The sequence below is a fragment of the Planctomycetia bacterium genome (assembly GCA_015075745.1).
Lineage (GTDB): Bacteria > Planctomycetota > Phycisphaerae > UBA1845 > UTPLA1 > UTPLA1.
In genome coordinates, this window is the sequence record JABTTW010000001.1 from 654,796 (window position 1) to 671,267 (window position 16,472).

Here is a 16,472-nt window from a genome sequence, read left to right on the forward strand (position 1 = left end):
TAGGTCGCCCGCGCGGCGGCCTGAATGAATGAACCATTAAGCGGCCTTTCGCCCCAGTGCGGAAGGCCGCTGTTTTTTTCTGCGGCAGGTGCGCGCCGACGGCCTACCAATAGACGTGCCGCCGGAACAGATCTCGCTCGGACTTCGGCAGCGACTCCACATCGGCGATGAGGTAGCGATTCTCGTCGACGTCGGTCAGGATCTTTCCGCTTTTGCCGTGGTCGATCGCCTGGCTCTGCTGCCAGCGCATCATGAACTGTTCGGGCCCGCGATTCGTCACCACGTGGAAGATCAGGAGGCCGAATCGCAGGCGGATGGTCTCGATCCGCTCGATGATGTGAATGAAATAGCGCCGGTCGAGCGCCTCCTGCACCAGCCGACGCACTTCCTCCGGCCAGTCGCTCAGCCGGGCGATGATGCCGATCTCGTGTTCTCTGCCGTCGGCGCCTTCGTGCCGCAGGCTGATGTATTGATCCGGGTAGGCCGCCGGAAACACGCGCACCGCGAAGACGCCGCCGTAGATGCGGTCGTCGATCACGGTGACGTGCAAGGCGTCGTGCGTGCCGAGATGGATGTTCGCTGTCTGCGGCGTCAGCCATCGCGGGGCGAAGTCGAATCTCGCGGGAGAGGACGCGTCTGACGAGACCTGAGCATTCGCCTCCTCGGCGCTTTGCTCTTCCTCGGCACCGGCGACCAGCTTGTCGATGCTGGCCCCGGCGGTCAGGCGCGTTTGTATCTTCACCATGGACGCGTAGATGCCGTCCCTGGCCAGCAGCTCCTCGTGCGTGCCCTCTTCCATGAGCTTGCCGCGATCGAAGGCCATGATGCGATCGGCATTGCGCAGCGTGGAGAGTCGATGCGCGATCACGATGCTGGTGCGTCCACGGGTCAGGGCGAAGAGCGCTTCCTGGATTGCCTTTTCCGATTCGCTATCCAGATTGCTCGTCGCCTCGTCGAGAATCAGGATCGACGGGTCGTACAGGACCGCGCGGGCAATCGACATGCGCTGTTTCTCGCCGCCCGACAGCCCGGCGCCGCGCTCGCCGAGCGGCATGTCATAGGCGAACGGCATCTTGAGAATGAAATCGTGAGCGTTGGCCGCGCGGGCAGCCTGAATCACCATCTCCGGCGTGGCGTCGGGATTGCCGTAGATGAGATTCTCCCAGACCGTGCCGCGAAATAGAAACGACTCCTGCAACACGACGCCGACGTGGCGCCTTAATTCCATGCTGCTTAGCTCGCGCACGTCGCGCTCCTCTACCAGCACGCGGCCCTCGTCCACGTCATAGAACCGGCAGATGAGATTGACCAGCGTGCTCTTGCCCGATCCGCTGCGCCCGACAATGCCGATCATCTTTCCCGGCGAAATCTCGAAGGAGACATTCTCCAATACGGGATGGTGGCGATCGTAGCCAAAGGTGACATTCTCGAATCGAATGCTGCCGACCTTTTCGGGAAGCCGGACAGGATTCGCCGTATCGGTGATGCGCGTGGGCGTGTCGACCAGTTCGAAGATGCGCTGGCAGGCGGTCATGAAGCTGGTCAGCCATGTCGTCAATTGCGCCAGCGTGGAGAGCGGAGCGTAGAACATCGCCAGATATGCGAGGAACGCCATCAGCGAGCCGAGCGTCATGCGATCGCCGAGCACGTCGCGACCGCCGACATACCAGACGATGAGCCCGCCAAGGCTGAAGATGACCTGCATGACCGCCGAAAAGGTCGTCGAAGACAACTCGACCGCCAGCCGTGACTTTCGAAGGTACTCGCTCGATGCGCGGAAGCGCTCGAACTCGCGATCCTCCTGGGCGAAGGCCTTGACCACGCGAATGCCCGACAGCATTCCGGACAGTGCGCCGGCCTGTTTGCTCGCCGAGTCCCAGTATCGGTAATAGCGCGGATAGACGTACCGCCAGAAGAACCAGCTCCCCGCGAGCACCAGCGGCATCGGGATGAGCGTGTAAAAGGCGAGCGTTGCGTTAAGGGTGAACAGCATCGCCCCGACGCCGAACAATTGCAGAATCTGAAGCAGGAACCCGCCGGTAATCTGATGGATCAGCCCGTGCAGCACCTCGGTGTCGTAGGCCACGCGGTTCATCAGCACGCCGACCTGGTGCCGATCGTAGAAGGCGACGGAGAGTTGTTGCAGCTTCTGCACCATCCGCGCGCGGAGGTTGCTCGTCAGCGCCGTCCCGACGCGCAGCGACAGTCGCCCCTTGAGTTCCGAGACGATCGCCAGCACCACACGCGTGCACGCCAGAAAGAGCACGATGGCCAGCAGCGAACTGGTGAGCTTGCCGATCGGTCCGCCGCGATGATCGACGCGGAGGATGTCATCCACGAGGTACTGCTGCAGCTTCGGCGGCACCAGTTCGGCGACGACGCCCGCAAGCAGCAACGCAAAGATGCCGACCGCCGCCGCGCGATACGGTCGAATAAGGTCCCACACCTTCGAGCGAATCGCCTTGCGATCCATGCATTGCGGACAGACATCGCCGACGAAGCGGAGCATCATGCCGCAGTTGCGACACCGGTGCGGATCGACATCATCCTGCGGGAAGAACTCGATCCGCCCGTCCGCGCGCAGCTTTTCCAGCTTGCGGGCGATCTTCGAGAATCGATCGGACAGCCCGTTGGAGTAGCGAAGCAGATCGACCCACACGCCGTCGGCCTGCGCCTGAAGAAAGCCCGAGCCCACGACGCGGTGGGCGCGAAACTTCGTGATGCTTGAGATCGGCAGATTGCGAAGCAGGCGCGGCGTCGGCTCATCGCTCAGCACGGCGATTCGTTCGGTATTGACCAATAGCCACTGGCGCTCGACCGTGCCGCCAATGGCCAGGTCGCTCGAGGTGGTGAGTAGCAGCGGTCCATCGCCGAGCCCTTCCCGCGCGAATCCCTGCACGACGGACTGCGGCGCTTCTTCCTGAAGCATGCCGGGATCATATCGCGGCCGTCAACCGGCGGCAGCACCCCGCCTTTGACGCGAAGTTTGACCGATCGTAGATTAGCAAAATGATAAATCGCTCCATCGCCATCCTCGATTTCGGCTCCCAGTTCATTCAACTGATTGCCCGGCGGGTGCGCGAGAACCATGTCCATTCGCTCATCTTCCCCCCCACCGTTTCACCGGAAGAGCTCGCCCGGAACAACGTCTTCGGCATCATCCTCTCCGGCGGCCCGGCCAGCACCTATGCGGCTGCCGCGCCCAAGCCGCACCCCGGCATCTTCGACATGGACCTGCCCATTCTCGGCATCTGCTACGGCATGCAGGTCGCCTGCGAACAACTCGGGGCCAAGGTCAGCGCCGCGCCGCACCGCGAGTACGGTCGGGCATCGCTCGAAATCCGCGGTGACGATCCACTGGTCCGGCACTTGCCGCGCTCGACCACCGTCTGGATGTCTCACGGCGACATCGTCACCGGCATCGGCGACGACTTCATCACCCTCGCCGAGACGCCCAGTTGTCCGCACGCCATCGTTCGGCACAAGCGGCGTCCGCTCTACGGCATTCAGTTTCACCCCGAAGTCAGCCACACGCCCGAAGGCTCGCAATTACTTCGCAACTTCCTGTTCGACGTCTGCAAGGCGGAGGCATCCTGGTGCCCCGGCTCCATCGTCGAGCAGTCGATCGAGGACATCCGCGCAAAGGTCAAAGGCGACGACCGCGTCATCTGCGGCCTCTCCGGCGGCGTCGATTCCTCCGTCACCGCCGCCCTGCTGCACCGCGCCATCGGCGACCGGCTCACCTGCATCTTCGTCGATAACGGACTGCTCCGGCTCCACGAGCGCTGGCGCGTCGAAGCCATCTTCCGCGGCCATTTCAAGATGGACCTCCATGTGGTCGACGCGGCCAAACAATTTCTCGATCGTCTCAAGGGCGTCGTCGATCCGCAGGAAAAACGCATCCGCATCGGCCACGAATTCATCGAGGTCTTCAAGCACGAATCCAAGCGCATCCCCAATGCCCGATTCCTCGCGCAGGGCACGCTCTACCCCGACGTCATCGAGTCGGGCCACAGCGCCGCCGGGACCGCCGCGAACATCAAGCTGCACCACAACGTCGGCGGCCTTCCCGCCGAACTGGGCTTCGAACTCGTCGAGCCGCTGCGACACCTCTTTAAGGACGAGGTGCGCATCATCGGCGAGCTGCTCGGCCTGCCGGAGGAGCTCGTCTGGCGACATCCCTTCCCCGGCCCCGGCCTCGCCGTGCGCATGATCGGCGACGTGACCGAGGCGCGGCTGGAAATCCTCCGCCTCGCCGATCAGATCATCATCGAAGAACTCACCGCCGCCGGGTGGTATCGAAAGGTCGCCCAGGCTTTCGGCGTGCTCATTCCCGTCGCCAGCGTCGGCGTCATGGGAGACGGCCGGGCCTATCAGGACCAGAGCGTCATCGCCGTGCGCTTTGTGGAGTCGGTCGACTTCATGACCGCCGACTGGGTCCATATCGACCACGCCATCCTCGCCCGCATCAGCAGCCGCATCACCAACGAAGTCCGCGGCATCAACCGCGTCGTTTACGACATCACCAGCAAGCCCCCGGCCACCATCGAGTGGGAATGACCACCCTCCGGCGGGCCATGCAAACCGCCCCCCTTCCGGTTAACATTTGCCGCCTGAAAGGATGTCCATGCGCCCACGAATCAAGGAACTCATCGCCGAGGCCGCCGCCGCCATCGGTCGACTCGATGACGCCCGACAGGAGCAGATCGAGTCCGCCGCGCGGATGATCGTCGACGCCCTCAAGGCGGGCCGCACCCTCTACATCTGCGGCAACGGCGGGTCGGCCGCCGACGCTCAGCACATCGCCGCCGAACTCACCGGCCGCTATCAGCGCCAGCGCCTGGCCTTCAACTGCGTCGCACTCACCGTCAACTCCAGCAACCTCACCGCCATCGGCAACGACTACGGCTTCGATCAGGTCTTCGCCCGGCAGGTCGAGGCCCACGTGCGAAAGGGCGACGTCCTCTGGGCCATCAGCACCAGCGGCAAGAGCCCCAGCATCCTCCTCGCGGCGAAGGCTGCTCGGCAGCGCGGCGCGAAGGTCCTCGGCTTCACCGGCGAGGACGGCCACAGCCTCACCGAGCTTTGTGATCTGTCCTTCGTCGCCCCGGCCAAGTCGGCCTACGCCATTCAGCAGCTTCACGAACTCGCCTACCACATCATCTGCGACCTCGTCGAGCGCAGCGCCGAGGAGATCGAGAAAGGACTCTCGGCATGATCGGCGCCGCCGTCATCGGCATGGGCTACTGGGGCCCGAACCTGGCGCGCAACTTCGCCACCGCCGACGACTGCGCGCTGGTGATGTGCTGCGACAAGGATCGCCGCCGTCTGGAGAAGACCGCCCGGCAGTACCCCGCCGCGACGATGACCGACAGCCTCGCCGAAGTGCTCGACAATAAGAAGGTGGACATCGTCTCCATCGCCACGCCGGTCCACACGCATTACAGCCTCGCCAAGGCCGCCCTCTCCGCGGGCAAGCACGTCCTCGTGGAGAAGCCGCTGACCGGCAGCGTCGCCGAGGCGGAGGAACTGGTCGACCTGGCGAAGAAAAACGGCCGCGTCCTCATGGTCGATCACACCTTCATCTATCACCCCGCCGTCGAGAAGATCAAGGACATCATCCGACGCGGCGAGCTCGGCGACATCTGCTATTACGACTCCGTCCGCATCAACCTCGGCCTCTTCCAGCACGACATCAGCGTCCTCTGGGACCTCGCCCCGCACGACGCCTCCATCATGGAGCACCTGATCGGCAAGCCGGTCAAGTGGGTGCAGGCCGCCGGCGCGCGACACGCCGGCCAGCCGGTCGAGTCGATGGCCTACGTCACCGTCCAGTTCGACGACAACATCCTCGGCCACATGCACGTCAACTGGCTCAGCCCCGTGAAGGTCCGGCAGATCATCGTCGGCGGCGGCAAGCGCATGCTGGTCTACGACGACAACCTCGTCACCGAGAAGGTGAAGATTTACGATCGCGGCGTCGAGCTGCACAGCATCGAGGGCATCCATCAGGCGATGGTCCAGTACCGCATGGGCGATATGTACGCCCCGGCCATCGCCACGGAAGAGGCCCTCAAGCGCGCCATCCAGCACCTGGTCTATTGCATCCGCGAGAGTAAAAGCCCTGTCACCGACGGCGCGGCAGGCCTTCGCGTGGTGCGCATTCTCGAGGCGGCCGAGCGCTCGCTGGAATCCGGCTCGCGCATCACGCTGTAGCGCGTACGCGGCGCCGCCGTAGGGTGGGCTCGGCCCACCATGTATTCTTATTACCATCCTGACGGAGAACCCCCCGTGCCCGATCCGCTTCCGACCTACAACCGCATCGCCGACGACGTGAAGCTCGCGCCCGGCGTGAAGGTCTTCGGCTTCGCCAATCTCTACGGCTGCGAGATCGGCGAGAACACCAAGATCGGCACCTACGTCGAGGTGCAGAAGAACGCGAAGATCGGCGCCAACTGCAAAATCTCCAGCCACACCTTCATCTGCGAGGGCGTCACCATCGAGGACGAGGTCTTCGTCGGCCACCACGTCGTCTTCATCAACGACCGCCGCCCCAGGGCGACGACCGAGGACGGGGCCTTGCAGACCGAAGCGGATTGGAAGGTCGCCCCGACGGTGGTGAAGCGCCGGGCCTCCATCGGCAGCGGCGCGGTGATCCTCTGCGACGTAACCATCGGCGAAGGCGCGACAATCGGGGCCGGGGCGGTGGTGACGAAGGACGTGCCGGCGGGGGCGACGGTGGCGGGGAACCCGGCGCGGGTGATGTACGCGCGATAGTTCTGCGAACATTTCCATACCAGCCCGAAGCGCAAGCGAGGATGTCTCGGGTGATATTCCGTGCGACATGAAGTGACAATTGGGCGTGCTGGGAAGCAAAAACCCAAGGTGACATAAGGTGACACAAGGCCTCGAGCGGCGATTGCAACTCGTGCGGCGGGCACGGGTTGGGGCGGTTCGAGTTTTGGGTGGTTTTTTAGGAAAAGGGCTTCGATACTCAGCATGTGAGTCGGTCGGGGCTTTCGCATTGGACTTTGGCATCGCAGAAGCTCCTTCGAAGAGCAATGCTTGCTCCACGTCCGCGCCTATGGGTTAAGAGGCGCAACGCCGTTGGCGTATTGGTTAAGTTAATTGGTGCATAGTAGCGTGCCCCTATCATCCCCTCATCCAGTATACTTTGGAGGATGTCAAATGGATCAAAGCGGTACGATGTATTCATTTCACACGCGAGCGAGGACAAACAAACCGTCGTTAGGGAGTTGGCCCACGCACTTCGATCGAGGCGCTTCGCAGTATGGTATGACGAATTCAGCCTCCAAGTTGGTGATGGGCTAAGGAAATCTATTGATGAGGGACTCGCCCAGTCACGGTTCGGTATCGTTGTACTTAGCAGGGCGTTTTTTCAAAAACAGTGGACACAATGGGAACTCGACGGCCTGGTCCAGCGTCAGATGACTGGCCATACAGTCATCCTGCCGGTATGGCATGAGGTTTCGCGGGAAGATGTGGCGACCAATTCACCCTCTTTAGCAAACATCGTAGCTGCCACCACCGCCGAAGGCATTGACGCAGTTGTGAATAAACTCGCTGGAGTCCTTCGCCCAGAAAAGTCGTCGCTTGAAGTCGCATATGAGATTCTTCGCAAATTTGGCGCCGACCCTCCCCCAATCAGCGACGACTGGTGGTTGTACGTCGCGGAGGAGTACGCCACTCCGTACTCACTAGTCGATCCTTGGCGATTGAGAGTTCCTGTTTGCCCCTCTGACACTCCAGAACGCGGATGGAACTTGGCTTGGTCTGCGATGCAATGGGAGTGGTGCCAGGAAGCATGTTACCGCCGACTCACTTGTACAGCCCACCCGAATGATGTTCTGGATTTCATCGGAGAGATGCCGGGACTCGAGCAGGCGGCATGCAGTGATGTCGAAAGTGTGCTATCTCACGCCCCACAATTGTCGATACCTGGCCTTGCCGGACGTTTTGAGAACGAAATTCAGCAATTCTATGAGAAGTCTGTTCAGGAATCCTCACGACGCCGTCAGCGGAACGACCGCTCTGGGAGCGCGTGCACACTGAGCGGACTATGCCCGCTATGCGAAACGAATGTGGCATTGCGCCATCCGACGTTTGGCGATTGGGAACCCGCTTATGTAGCGAATTGGTTTTGTAAGCCCTGTAATGGCAGGTCCTTTGGGATCGAAATCGCCGACGTGCTGTTTTGGTTATTGTCCAATCGTTCGGAATGGATCGGTAACAAGAATCGGGAATTCCTACTTCGCGGAATCGCCGAGTGGGGAATATGGAATTGGGGCACCTATGCAGCGGGGGCATGGTTCAGTTCAGACGAGGTCCGTTCAGCGTCGCACTACGGGCAGCTCAGTGAGTACCTGTTAAAGCAACTCGAATCGAAATCCTCGAGAATACGGATTCCAAGTGGGGCGGTAAAGGATCTCCACGAGCGGATCGGTTACTCTGTGCGGACCTTACAGTTTCTTGAGCCGGTCGAGGACATCGCACAGAAGTTTCTGAGGATGGATTTCCTTAAAAAATGGTTGAAGGAGAATCGCTCACGCGGATATGGACAGCAGACCCGAAAGAAGGATTAGTAGATGTAGCTTATGCGCAGAGAGGGCGACTGAGATGACTAAGAAGGACATTGAAGCTGAAGAAAACAAGGTTCCGGAGTTGACTTCCTTCGGCATTGGTGTTTACAAGAAGGAAGAAAGATGAGTGACGCTGGTGCGAGATTCCCTTCTCGCACCCCCCGCGATGGGAATCCGTTCCCATGTCCCACCCCGCCGGGCAGGCCCTCTCGTACATGGGAAGATTCCCAGTGACCTGCTCCCCGAGACTTGATCCAGTTCTTATGAGAGTCTTAACTGCCCGGATGGGCAAGGAGATTCTTGATGAAGCGAAGACGACATGGCCCGGAGCAGATCATCGCCAAGCTGCGTGAGGCGGACGCGATGCTGACGGCCGGGGCGAGCATCGGTCAGGTGTGCCAGCGGCTGGAAGTCAGCGAGCCGACCCTTCACCGCTGGCGGAACCAGTACGGCGGGATGAAGGCCGAGGCGGCCAAGCAGCTCAAGGAGCTGGAGATCGAGAACCGCCGGCTAAAGAAGGCGGTGGCCGACCTGATTCTGGACAAGCAGATCCTGGAGGAAGTGCTGAAGGGAAAATAGCGAGCCCGGCGCGCCGCAGGGAGGCGGTGCAGGAGGCGCAGACGGCATGCGAGGTGTCGGAGCGTCGGGCGTGTGAGGTGGTTGGTCAGCCGCGAAGCACTCAGCGGTACGAGCCGCTCGTGGTGGAGGATGAGCCGATGCTGGTGCGCGCGATGCATGAGCAGGTACGACACCATCCCCGGTATGGCTACCGTCGGGTCTGGGCGCTCTTGCGGGGTGAGGGCTGGAAGGTGAACCGCAAGCGAGTTTATCGCTTGTGGCGGAAGGAAGGGTTTCGAGTGCCTCGAAGGCAGCACAAGAAGCGCAGATTGGGCCATAGCGACGGGGGGATTCTGCGTCATCGCCCGGAACACCCCAACCACGTCTGGGCCTGGGATTTCATCCATGACCGGGATGAGGGCCATCGGTCGCTGAAGTGGTTGACGCTGGTCGACGAGTACACCCGGGAGTGCCTGGCGTTGGAAGTCGAGCGCGGCATGACCGCCTCGGTGATCATCGACATCGTCGCCCAGGTGATCCTCATTCGCGGGGCGCCGCGGTTCCTCCGCAGTGACAACGGTCCGGAGTTCATCGCCCAGGCGCTGCGAAGCTACTTGGAGGCGGCGCAGATTGGCACGCTCTACATCGAGCCGGGCAGCCCCTGGGAGAACGGCTACTCCGAGAGCTTCAATGGCAAGCTGCGCGATGAACTGCTCAATGCCGAGTCTTTCGCCGATCTGCGCGAGGCCAAGGTCCTGGCGGCCACCTGGCAAAATGATTACAACCACCATCGGCCGCATTCGTCGCTGGGCTATCAGACGCCGGCGGCGTATGCGGCCCAGTGTAGATCGGAAGCCTTGGGGGCCCTGCCCCCAAACCCCCGCCAAGGGCTCTGCCCCTGGACCCCGGCTTCTTCCCCTCCTGCCGGTTCGCTATCAGCGCCTGCGCAGGATCGAAAAGTGGACTCGACTCTCATAGCAACTGGTACATAAATTGGGGGCAGGTCACCAGGCTTCAAAATGCGAGAAAGGATTCACGCACCAGCCGCCTACACGACTTCGTTGGAAGTGACCAGACTCGCCGCGTCCTGCACCGAGTGGCCGCAGAGTTGGCCGATGGAGATGACCGCCGTCGGTTCGGCCGGGTCTTCGATCCGCCAGATGACGAGCTGGTCGCGGCGGTCGTTGATGCCGGCGATCCACGGCCCGGCCGCCAGGGCCCAGCGCATCGGCTGGCCCGCCGCGTACTTCGTGCTCACCTGCTCGCCGGGGATCATCATCTCCAGATGCGGCCGCCGGTCGGCGATCAGCAGGCGCGGCACCCCGCCGCCCTCCAGAAAAACGATCGACTCCACCGCGCTGCCGCAGGCAAAGCGCAGCGAATCCATCAACTGCGGCGCATCGGCCCGCCACGAGACGATCTGCCCCGACTCCAGCCCCGCGTAAATCGCCCCTTCAGCGAGGGTCAGCGCTGTGACACTGGCCGGCGCGTTCATGACGATCGGCTCGGCCTCGCCGTCCGGCCCGATGCCCACGACGCGGCGATCGACGGCCATCCACGCCGTGCCTTTATCATCCGTCCGCAGGTCGCGCACCGACTTGGCCGTGAGGAACAGCTCGGCGCGCGGCAGATCGAAATGATCCGTCCTGCGAAGGGCCCACTCGATCAGCCCCACCTCCGAGTGCGTCGCCAGAAGCCGCTCGCCGATGACCGCCGCCGCGTTCACCCCGCCGCGAAGGGGCCGGTCCACGTCGAAGAGGAAGGTCAGCCGCGGGTCCTGCTCGGTCCGCAGCACATGCACGCCGCGCTTCGCCCCCGCCAGCACGACCGACTTACCCTCCCAGGTCCCCGCGTGCACCGAGCGCAGCGGGCCCGCGTCGCCGGCCAGCGACAATCGGCGCGTCGGCCTCGCCGGCGATGCCGGGTCGAACCACAGCAGTTCATCCCCGGCGACGATCAGAATCGTGTGCGACTGCGCGGCGCCGCCTTGCCGCGCGAGCAGCGCCTGATACAGCCCCCCGCGCTGAAGCGGATCAAACGCGCGGATCAGCTCCACCAGCGAGCTGCCCTTGTTCTTTTCCGCCATCGCCTGAAGACGATCGAGCGTGTCGGCCAGCTCGGTCAGCCGCTGCCGCCTGGCATCGGACGACAGCTCCCGCAGCTTCTGCTCCGCCGCGATGCGATCGGCCCGAAGCTTCTGCACGCGCTGGGCCTCGGCCGCCCGGGCGAAGTCCTTCGACGCCGTGACGATGCGCGCGTCGCCGACCAATTCCAGCCCCGACGAAAAGCCGACCGGCTTGAACGCATCCTCCAGAATGGCGTCGAACTGCGGCCAGGTCTGCGGCGAGAGCAGGTCCGCCGCGCTGCGGGCCTTCACAAAGGTCTCCACCGCCGAATGAACCGCCTCGGCGCAGTACGTCTGCAGCGCGTCCAGCGTCACCGCCGCGGCACTGCCCATCAGGCGATCGCAAAAGCCCGCCAGCTCGGTGCGCTCCGCCACCACCCTGACCTGAAGGCCGACCGACGCGGACAGTTCAAAACCGTCGGAGGAACTGAGCCGATCGAAGTTGTACCCCAGCGAAAAAGGCGCTTTGCGAACGAACATCACGCGGACAGCGCCGTCGGCCTCAATCATCGAACCGGGCCCCGCGACGCGCGGCGAGCCCACTTGCGGCCAGACCATCGCGGAGCAGTCCGGCGGAAGCACCAGCGAACGCGTCAGGAACGAAAAGACGTCCCCCGCCGCCGCCCGCCGCGCCACCAGCCGCTCGTCGCCCAGAAAATTCGAGATTTCAAATTTGGTCGTCATTGCGTTGATTGTAGATTGCGCCGCACGACATATCAGGAAGTTTGTCAATGCGACTTTGAGAACTCTTCAAAGCGGATCAGGTCCTTCTTCCGCACCGACGGGCCGACCGCTTCAATCGCCGCGACCAGGTCCGCCTTGCCGATCGCCCCCGCTCCCGCGCCGCCGACGGCCTTCATGAAGGGAATCGTCGCCGCCCGCTCGGCCACCGCCTTGATGTCCGCCCCGCTGTAGCCGTCGAGCAGCCGCACCATCTCGGCGAAGTCGATGTCCGCCGCCAGCGGCCGCTTGCCGAGGTATATCTCGAGCAGCTTGAAGCGCGCCGGCTCATCCGGCAGCGGCACATAGACCTTCGCATCAAACCGCCCCGGCCGCATGACCGCCGCGTCCAGGGCCCACGGCTCGTTCGTCGCGCCGACGAAAAGCAGCGAGCGCGTCGAGCTTCGATCGAACCCTTCCAGTTCCTGCAATATCTGCGGCACCACGCGCGTCATGACGCTGCTGTTCGAATCGCGCCGGCTCGGCACCAGCGACTCGATCTCGTCGATGAAGATGATCGCCCGCGCCTCGGCCTTCGCCGCCGTGAACAGCTTGCGAATGTTCTGCTCCGCCTCGCCGACCCACTTCGAAAGCACCTGCGCCGGGCTGATGACGAACATCGTCGCGTCGATCTCGCAGGCGATGGCCTTGGCGATCATCGTCTTGCCTGTGCCGGGCGGGCCATAGAGCAAGAGCCCCCCGCCTGTGGAGATGCCATACCGCTGCGCCAACTCCGCATGGGCGAAGGGGTAGATCATCTTCAGGCGTATCTCGTGCTTGACGTCTTCCAGCCCGGCGATGTCGTCGAAGCGGATGCTCGGCTTGTCGCGGACGATCCAGTCCTGGGCGTTGGCCCCCTTCTCGTCTTCATCGCCGCTGGCCGCGCGGCGCCGCTCCTCTTTGCGATGCTCGCCCTTGAGATCGCACTGCTTGGCAAACTCGATCAACTCGGCCGCCATCGCCTTGCGCCGCTGGCGCTGCGCGGCGTCGGAGGTCTCCGCGGCGATCTTGATCATCGCATCGGCCGCCTGCATGAGAAACGGCTTGGCCGCGGGATAGTCCCCGTTCTTGTAGGCGGCGAGGCCGCGTTCTTTCAGGCGTTCGAAGGTATCGTAGGAGACGGACATGGTTGAATAGTGAGTAATGATGAATGGAGAATCAAGTAACAACAACAGCCGCTATAGACGAAATTCCGAGGCCCCTCGACCTAAGCTTGATTACGAATCAACCGCCGAGCAATAGCGCCCCACCTATCGTCCCTAGTTTGTCGAGGACATCAGACTGAGACTGCGCGCTCAGAATATGCTGATCCCAAATACCCACCGGCAACAGAATCGGGGCATTGAGTTTTTCATCGAGTTCACTCGAAAGCTGTGTGTACGCCGATTTAGAAAAGCTGTTGAACTCGACGGCCCACAGCTTGCACTCATCTGCCAGAATCTGCCACTTGGGAAATACCGTTCCGCCGACGGCTCCGCTCATCGCGGTTTGATTCGGATGTTCGTTCATCCAGTTTAGATGGTCATACAGTACGGCCAGCTCACCAAGAAAACCTTGTAGGCGCTCAGATGTGCCTTTCGCGAGCGGATCAACCCCATTAGTTGACCTCGAGGCCAGTTCATCTCGCAATCTGCGAATAGTACCAGGCCACTCTTTTTGCCATTCGGGCAACTGGGCCCTTTCAGACGTCGTAAACATGTTGTTCCAGTATGCGACCGTCTCAGATTCGGAATTGCCACCCCAAAACCAAACCATGGCAATCACAATCAGTACAACTATCCAGAGCCTTGATTTCTTTGTCTCCGAAGCTGGTTGCGGAACCTGCTCTGGGTTGCCTGCGTTCCTTGTTTCACTAGGCCAAGCCTTTGTCATGCCCCTGATCACAAATGCGTTTCCGCAGGACTTGCACTTAGTCTTCTTCCCTAGATCGCTGATCTCTGCTGCAAAAATGTGAGAACATGACGGACACTGGGTTCTCTCAAACATCCCTCGGCCTCCTCGAAACCTGACGATCAAGACTCACGTTGGTTTAGCCCTTTCCAATTGCATTGTTCGGAGATTGTGATTGACGTATTTCCCCTTTATTAACCATCCAAGACAGACGCTAATTACGATTGGGTCATGTCCCTTATGGGCAAGTGCGTTCTCGGCCTCAACAATTGAAATCCTGGAATCGACTGCGGCATTGAGTATCTCACGTAGGTCGCAAATAAGTTGCGTGCATGGTTCTGGTCCGCCGATCTGCCAATACTTTACTTCGAGTTCCGTCCATACCCCTATAGGGGTCTGATAAAACCGGCGACACTCTTTCTGTCGATCGTTCTCACATTGATCAATATCATTGCTGATGGCACAAGGCGATATTCTCATAGTTGCACCAGCACTGTTTGATAATTCTGTCGGTTCGGGCCACTCAAACTGTTCTGCTGTTGGATCAAACGACATGATTGCTCCAAGTTGCTTGTTGACCGTTCACACTTCCGGCGAATTGCGCCAACTACGCCTTCCAAACCACTGAACCCCTTAGGGGCACGAATCATTCGAATCGCGAAAACTCCACTTCTACTTCGCTTCCTTCTGCCCGGCGTTCTTTACCGCGTTGAGTTCCACCCGCAGCGCGTCGAGTTCAAACACGTTACTCGCGGGCATCCTGGGACACACGAATCCGCTCACCACGGATCGTAATAATGGCCCCGGCTTCAAGAGCCTCTCCGTGGTTTTCCAACACCATTTTCAGTAAGTCAATCCGCCGTTGGACGGCCACGTCCGGCATTCGGATGATCCCTGCGTGTGGCTGGTCACGCACAAACACCAGTGCGCCAAAGTCTTTGTCAATGGTGATAAGAACCCTGCCCTGCTCGCGGGCCCACCGCAGTAGAATTTCGTCGCCAGGGTCCGGCCCGAGCGCCGGAGCATAGATTGAATCATGCCCCGATTCCCTGAGCCAATCGGACAAGCGCAACCCAATGCACCGATCCACCAGGAATCTCATGCCGACACTCTGACGCAATCCAGTGAGTCATTCGCAATCACCGCGTGGGCATAAGCGAGACACGCCTGAATATCCTCCGGTTTGAGGTCCGGGTAGTCGCCAAGCAGCGTTTCGACAGTCTCGCCTTGGGCCAAGAGGCTCAGGATCAATTCCACCGATATGCGCATGTCACGAACGATCGGCTTGCCGCCGAAAACGTCCGGGCGCGACGTGATGCGTTCCAGCAGACCTTCTTTCGTCATCGCAATGTCTCCCGTAGGTCTACGCTATTGTATCCCCTGGCAACAACTGACTCCAAGAGTTACTTCGCTTCCTTCTGCCCCGCGTTCTTCACCGCGTTCAGCTCCGCGCGCAGCGCGTCGAGTTCGTCCACGTCCTTGGCGTGTTCCGCCTCGCTTTCCGCCTCGATCATCGCGTCGATCTCCTGCTCGGTCACGACTTCCCTCGGCACCTCGGCCGTGTCGCTCGCGGCGATGTCCTCGACCGTCTCGAGGAACATGCTCATCCGCTCTTCCATGCTCTGACTCTGGGCCATCGCCTTTTCCCACTCGGTCTGGGTGCGCACGAGGTCGGTCTGGCCGAACATCCGGCCGATCTCCGAGGCCATCGTCCCCATCGCCTGGGCGAAATCGCTCGACGCCTCGGCCTGCCGTTTGATGATCAGCGCGTTCTTCACGGCGAGCAGTTGCCGCTCGAGCATCTTCTTCACCGTCGCCGTCTTCTTGAGCGAGTTGCGGATGAAGATGTACTGCGAGTTATCGCCGATCTGCTTGGCCCGTCGGGCGTTCTTGATGAACTCGTTGGTGAACTTGTTCTGCTCCGAGATCGACTTCTCAATCCGCCGGATGCCCTGGCGAATCTTGATGTCCCGCTCGATCCGCCGCTCTTCTTCGCTCTTGAATAGACTCATCTCGGCTCCTCGCCTTCTCGCCGTCGCTCAATGGTCACTGCCTCGCTGCGCGATTCGTCGCTGTCCTCGGCCTCGCCTGACAAGGCCTTGACCGCCTGCTCGTGCGCCGTCGTGTCGCTCGTCAACCGATGCCCGCAGCGACCGCAATAGGTCGCCCGCAGATTCACCACCGGCGCGGTACAGCTCGGGCAGGCCGCCGGCGTCTTCGTCTCATAGGCCGCGTCATCCATCAGGAACGCTTCGAGCATCGCCCCGATACTCGAACTCCGCGGATGCTCCCCGAAAGAAATCGCGGCGATCGTCTGTCCTCGCTTTCGGCTCAATTCCACATCGACATACGCCCGGTGCTTCGGCTTATCGAGAAAATAGGTCGAGGCCATCTGAAGCATGCCGGAGATGCCATCATCGGTCCTGCCATGCTGCGCCGGCACATCGGCATCCGCCTCGATCCGCAGACACTCCGCATACCACGGCGTCGTCACCTTGCAGCCCCGCCGCGCGGCGAACTGCATGATCGCCCGGCGAACCTGGTCCTTGCTGTGATCGACCGCCGCTTCGAGTGCCACC

General features: G+C 61.6%; 13 protein-coding genes and 1 pseudogene. 6 read left to right on the top strand and 8 right to left on the bottom strand.

From position 1 onward, the window contains the following. Positions 1-103 precede the first annotated feature (103 nt). Positions 104-2,929 (bottom strand): DUF1854 domain-containing protein, encoded by a 2,826-nt coding sequence (locus tag HS101_02575; protein ID MBE7505151.1) that lies wholly within the window; start codon positions 2,927-2,929, stop codon positions 104-106. Positions 2,930-3,009: 80 nt separating this feature from the next. On the opposite strand from HS101_02575, the gene guaA reads away from it, so the two are divergent. The 6 genes and pseudogenes from guaA to HS101_02605 all read left to right on the top strand — a co-directional run bounded on the left by guaA (position 3,010) and on the right by HS101_02605 (position 9,985). Continuing rightward, a complete protein-coding gene (gene guaA, locus HS101_02580) occupies positions 3,010-4,560 on the top strand; it encodes a glutamine-hydrolyzing GMP synthase (GenBank protein MBE7505152.1) in 1,551 nt (516 codons plus the stop codon). A gap of 67 nt (positions 4,561-4,627) precedes the next feature. Beyond that, positions 4,628-5,218 (top strand): SIS domain-containing protein, encoded by a 591-nt coding sequence (locus HS101_02585; GenBank protein MBE7505153.1) that lies wholly within the window; start codon positions 4,628-4,630, stop codon positions 5,216-5,218. Next, entirely contained in the window at positions 5,215-6,216 is a 1,002-nt protein-coding gene (locus HS101_02590; protein MBE7505154.1) for a Gfo/Idh/MocA family oxidoreductase, read from the top strand. The genes HS101_02585 and HS101_02590 overlap by 4 nt, the downstream gene beginning before the upstream one ends. 39 nt (positions 6,217-6,255) lie before the next feature. Then, positions 6,256-6,777 (top strand): N-acetyltransferase, encoded by a 522-nt coding sequence (locus HS101_02595; GenBank protein MBE7505155.1) that lies wholly within the window; start codon positions 6,256-6,258, stop codon positions 6,775-6,777. A gap of 404 nt (positions 6,778-7,181) precedes the next feature. Continuing rightward, positions 7,182-8,603, top strand: a complete 1,422-nt coding sequence (locus HS101_02600; protein MBE7505156.1) for a toll/interleukin-1 receptor domain-containing protein — start codon at positions 7,182-7,184, stop codon at positions 8,601-8,603. A gap of 300 nt (positions 8,604-8,903) precedes the next feature. Then, a pseudogene (locus HS101_02605) lies at positions 8,904-9,985 on the top strand (IS3 family transposase). Between the two features lie 221 nt (positions 9,986-10,206). Here HS101_02605 and HS101_02610 read toward each other — a convergent pair. The 7 genes from HS101_02610 to HS101_02640 all read right to left on the bottom strand — a co-directional run bounded on the left by HS101_02610 (position 10,207) and on the right by HS101_02640 (position 16,471). Beyond that, positions 10,207-11,967, bottom strand: a complete 1,761-nt coding sequence (locus tag HS101_02610; protein ID MBE7505157.1) for a hypothetical protein — start codon at positions 11,965-11,967, stop codon at positions 10,207-10,209. 44 nt (positions 11,968-12,011) lie between these two features. After that, on the bottom strand, positions 12,012-13,130 hold the full coding sequence (locus HS101_02615; GenBank protein MBE7505158.1) for an ATP-binding protein: 1,119 nt from the start codon (positions 13,128-13,130) through the stop codon (positions 12,012-12,014). Between the two features lie 97 nt (positions 13,131-13,227). After that, positions 13,228-13,989 (bottom strand): hypothetical protein, encoded by a 762-nt coding sequence (locus HS101_02620; protein MBE7505159.1) that lies wholly within the window; start codon positions 13,987-13,989, stop codon positions 13,228-13,230. A gap of 649 nt (positions 13,990-14,638) precedes the next feature. Further along, positions 14,639-14,995, bottom strand: a complete 357-nt coding sequence (locus tag HS101_02625; protein ID MBE7505160.1) for a DUF5615 family PIN-like protein — start codon at positions 14,993-14,995, stop codon at positions 14,639-14,641. After that, positions 14,992-15,237: a DUF433 domain-containing protein gene (locus HS101_02630; protein ID MBE7505161.1), complete on the bottom strand. Its 246-nt coding sequence runs from the start codon at positions 15,235-15,237 to the stop codon at positions 14,992-14,994. The genes HS101_02625 and HS101_02630 overlap by 4 nt, the downstream gene beginning before the upstream one ends. Before the next feature lie 59 nt (positions 15,238-15,296). Further along, on the bottom strand, positions 15,297-15,905 hold the full coding sequence (locus tag HS101_02635) for a hypothetical protein (protein ID MBE7505162.1): 609 nt from the start codon (positions 15,903-15,905) through the stop codon (positions 15,297-15,299). Beyond that, entirely contained in the window at positions 15,902-16,471 is a 570-nt protein-coding gene (locus tag HS101_02640) for a hypothetical protein (GenBank protein MBE7505163.1), read from the bottom strand. Before HS101_02640 ends, HS101_02635 begins: the two co-directional genes overlap by 4 nt. Between the last annotated feature and the right edge of the window lies 1 nt (position 16,472).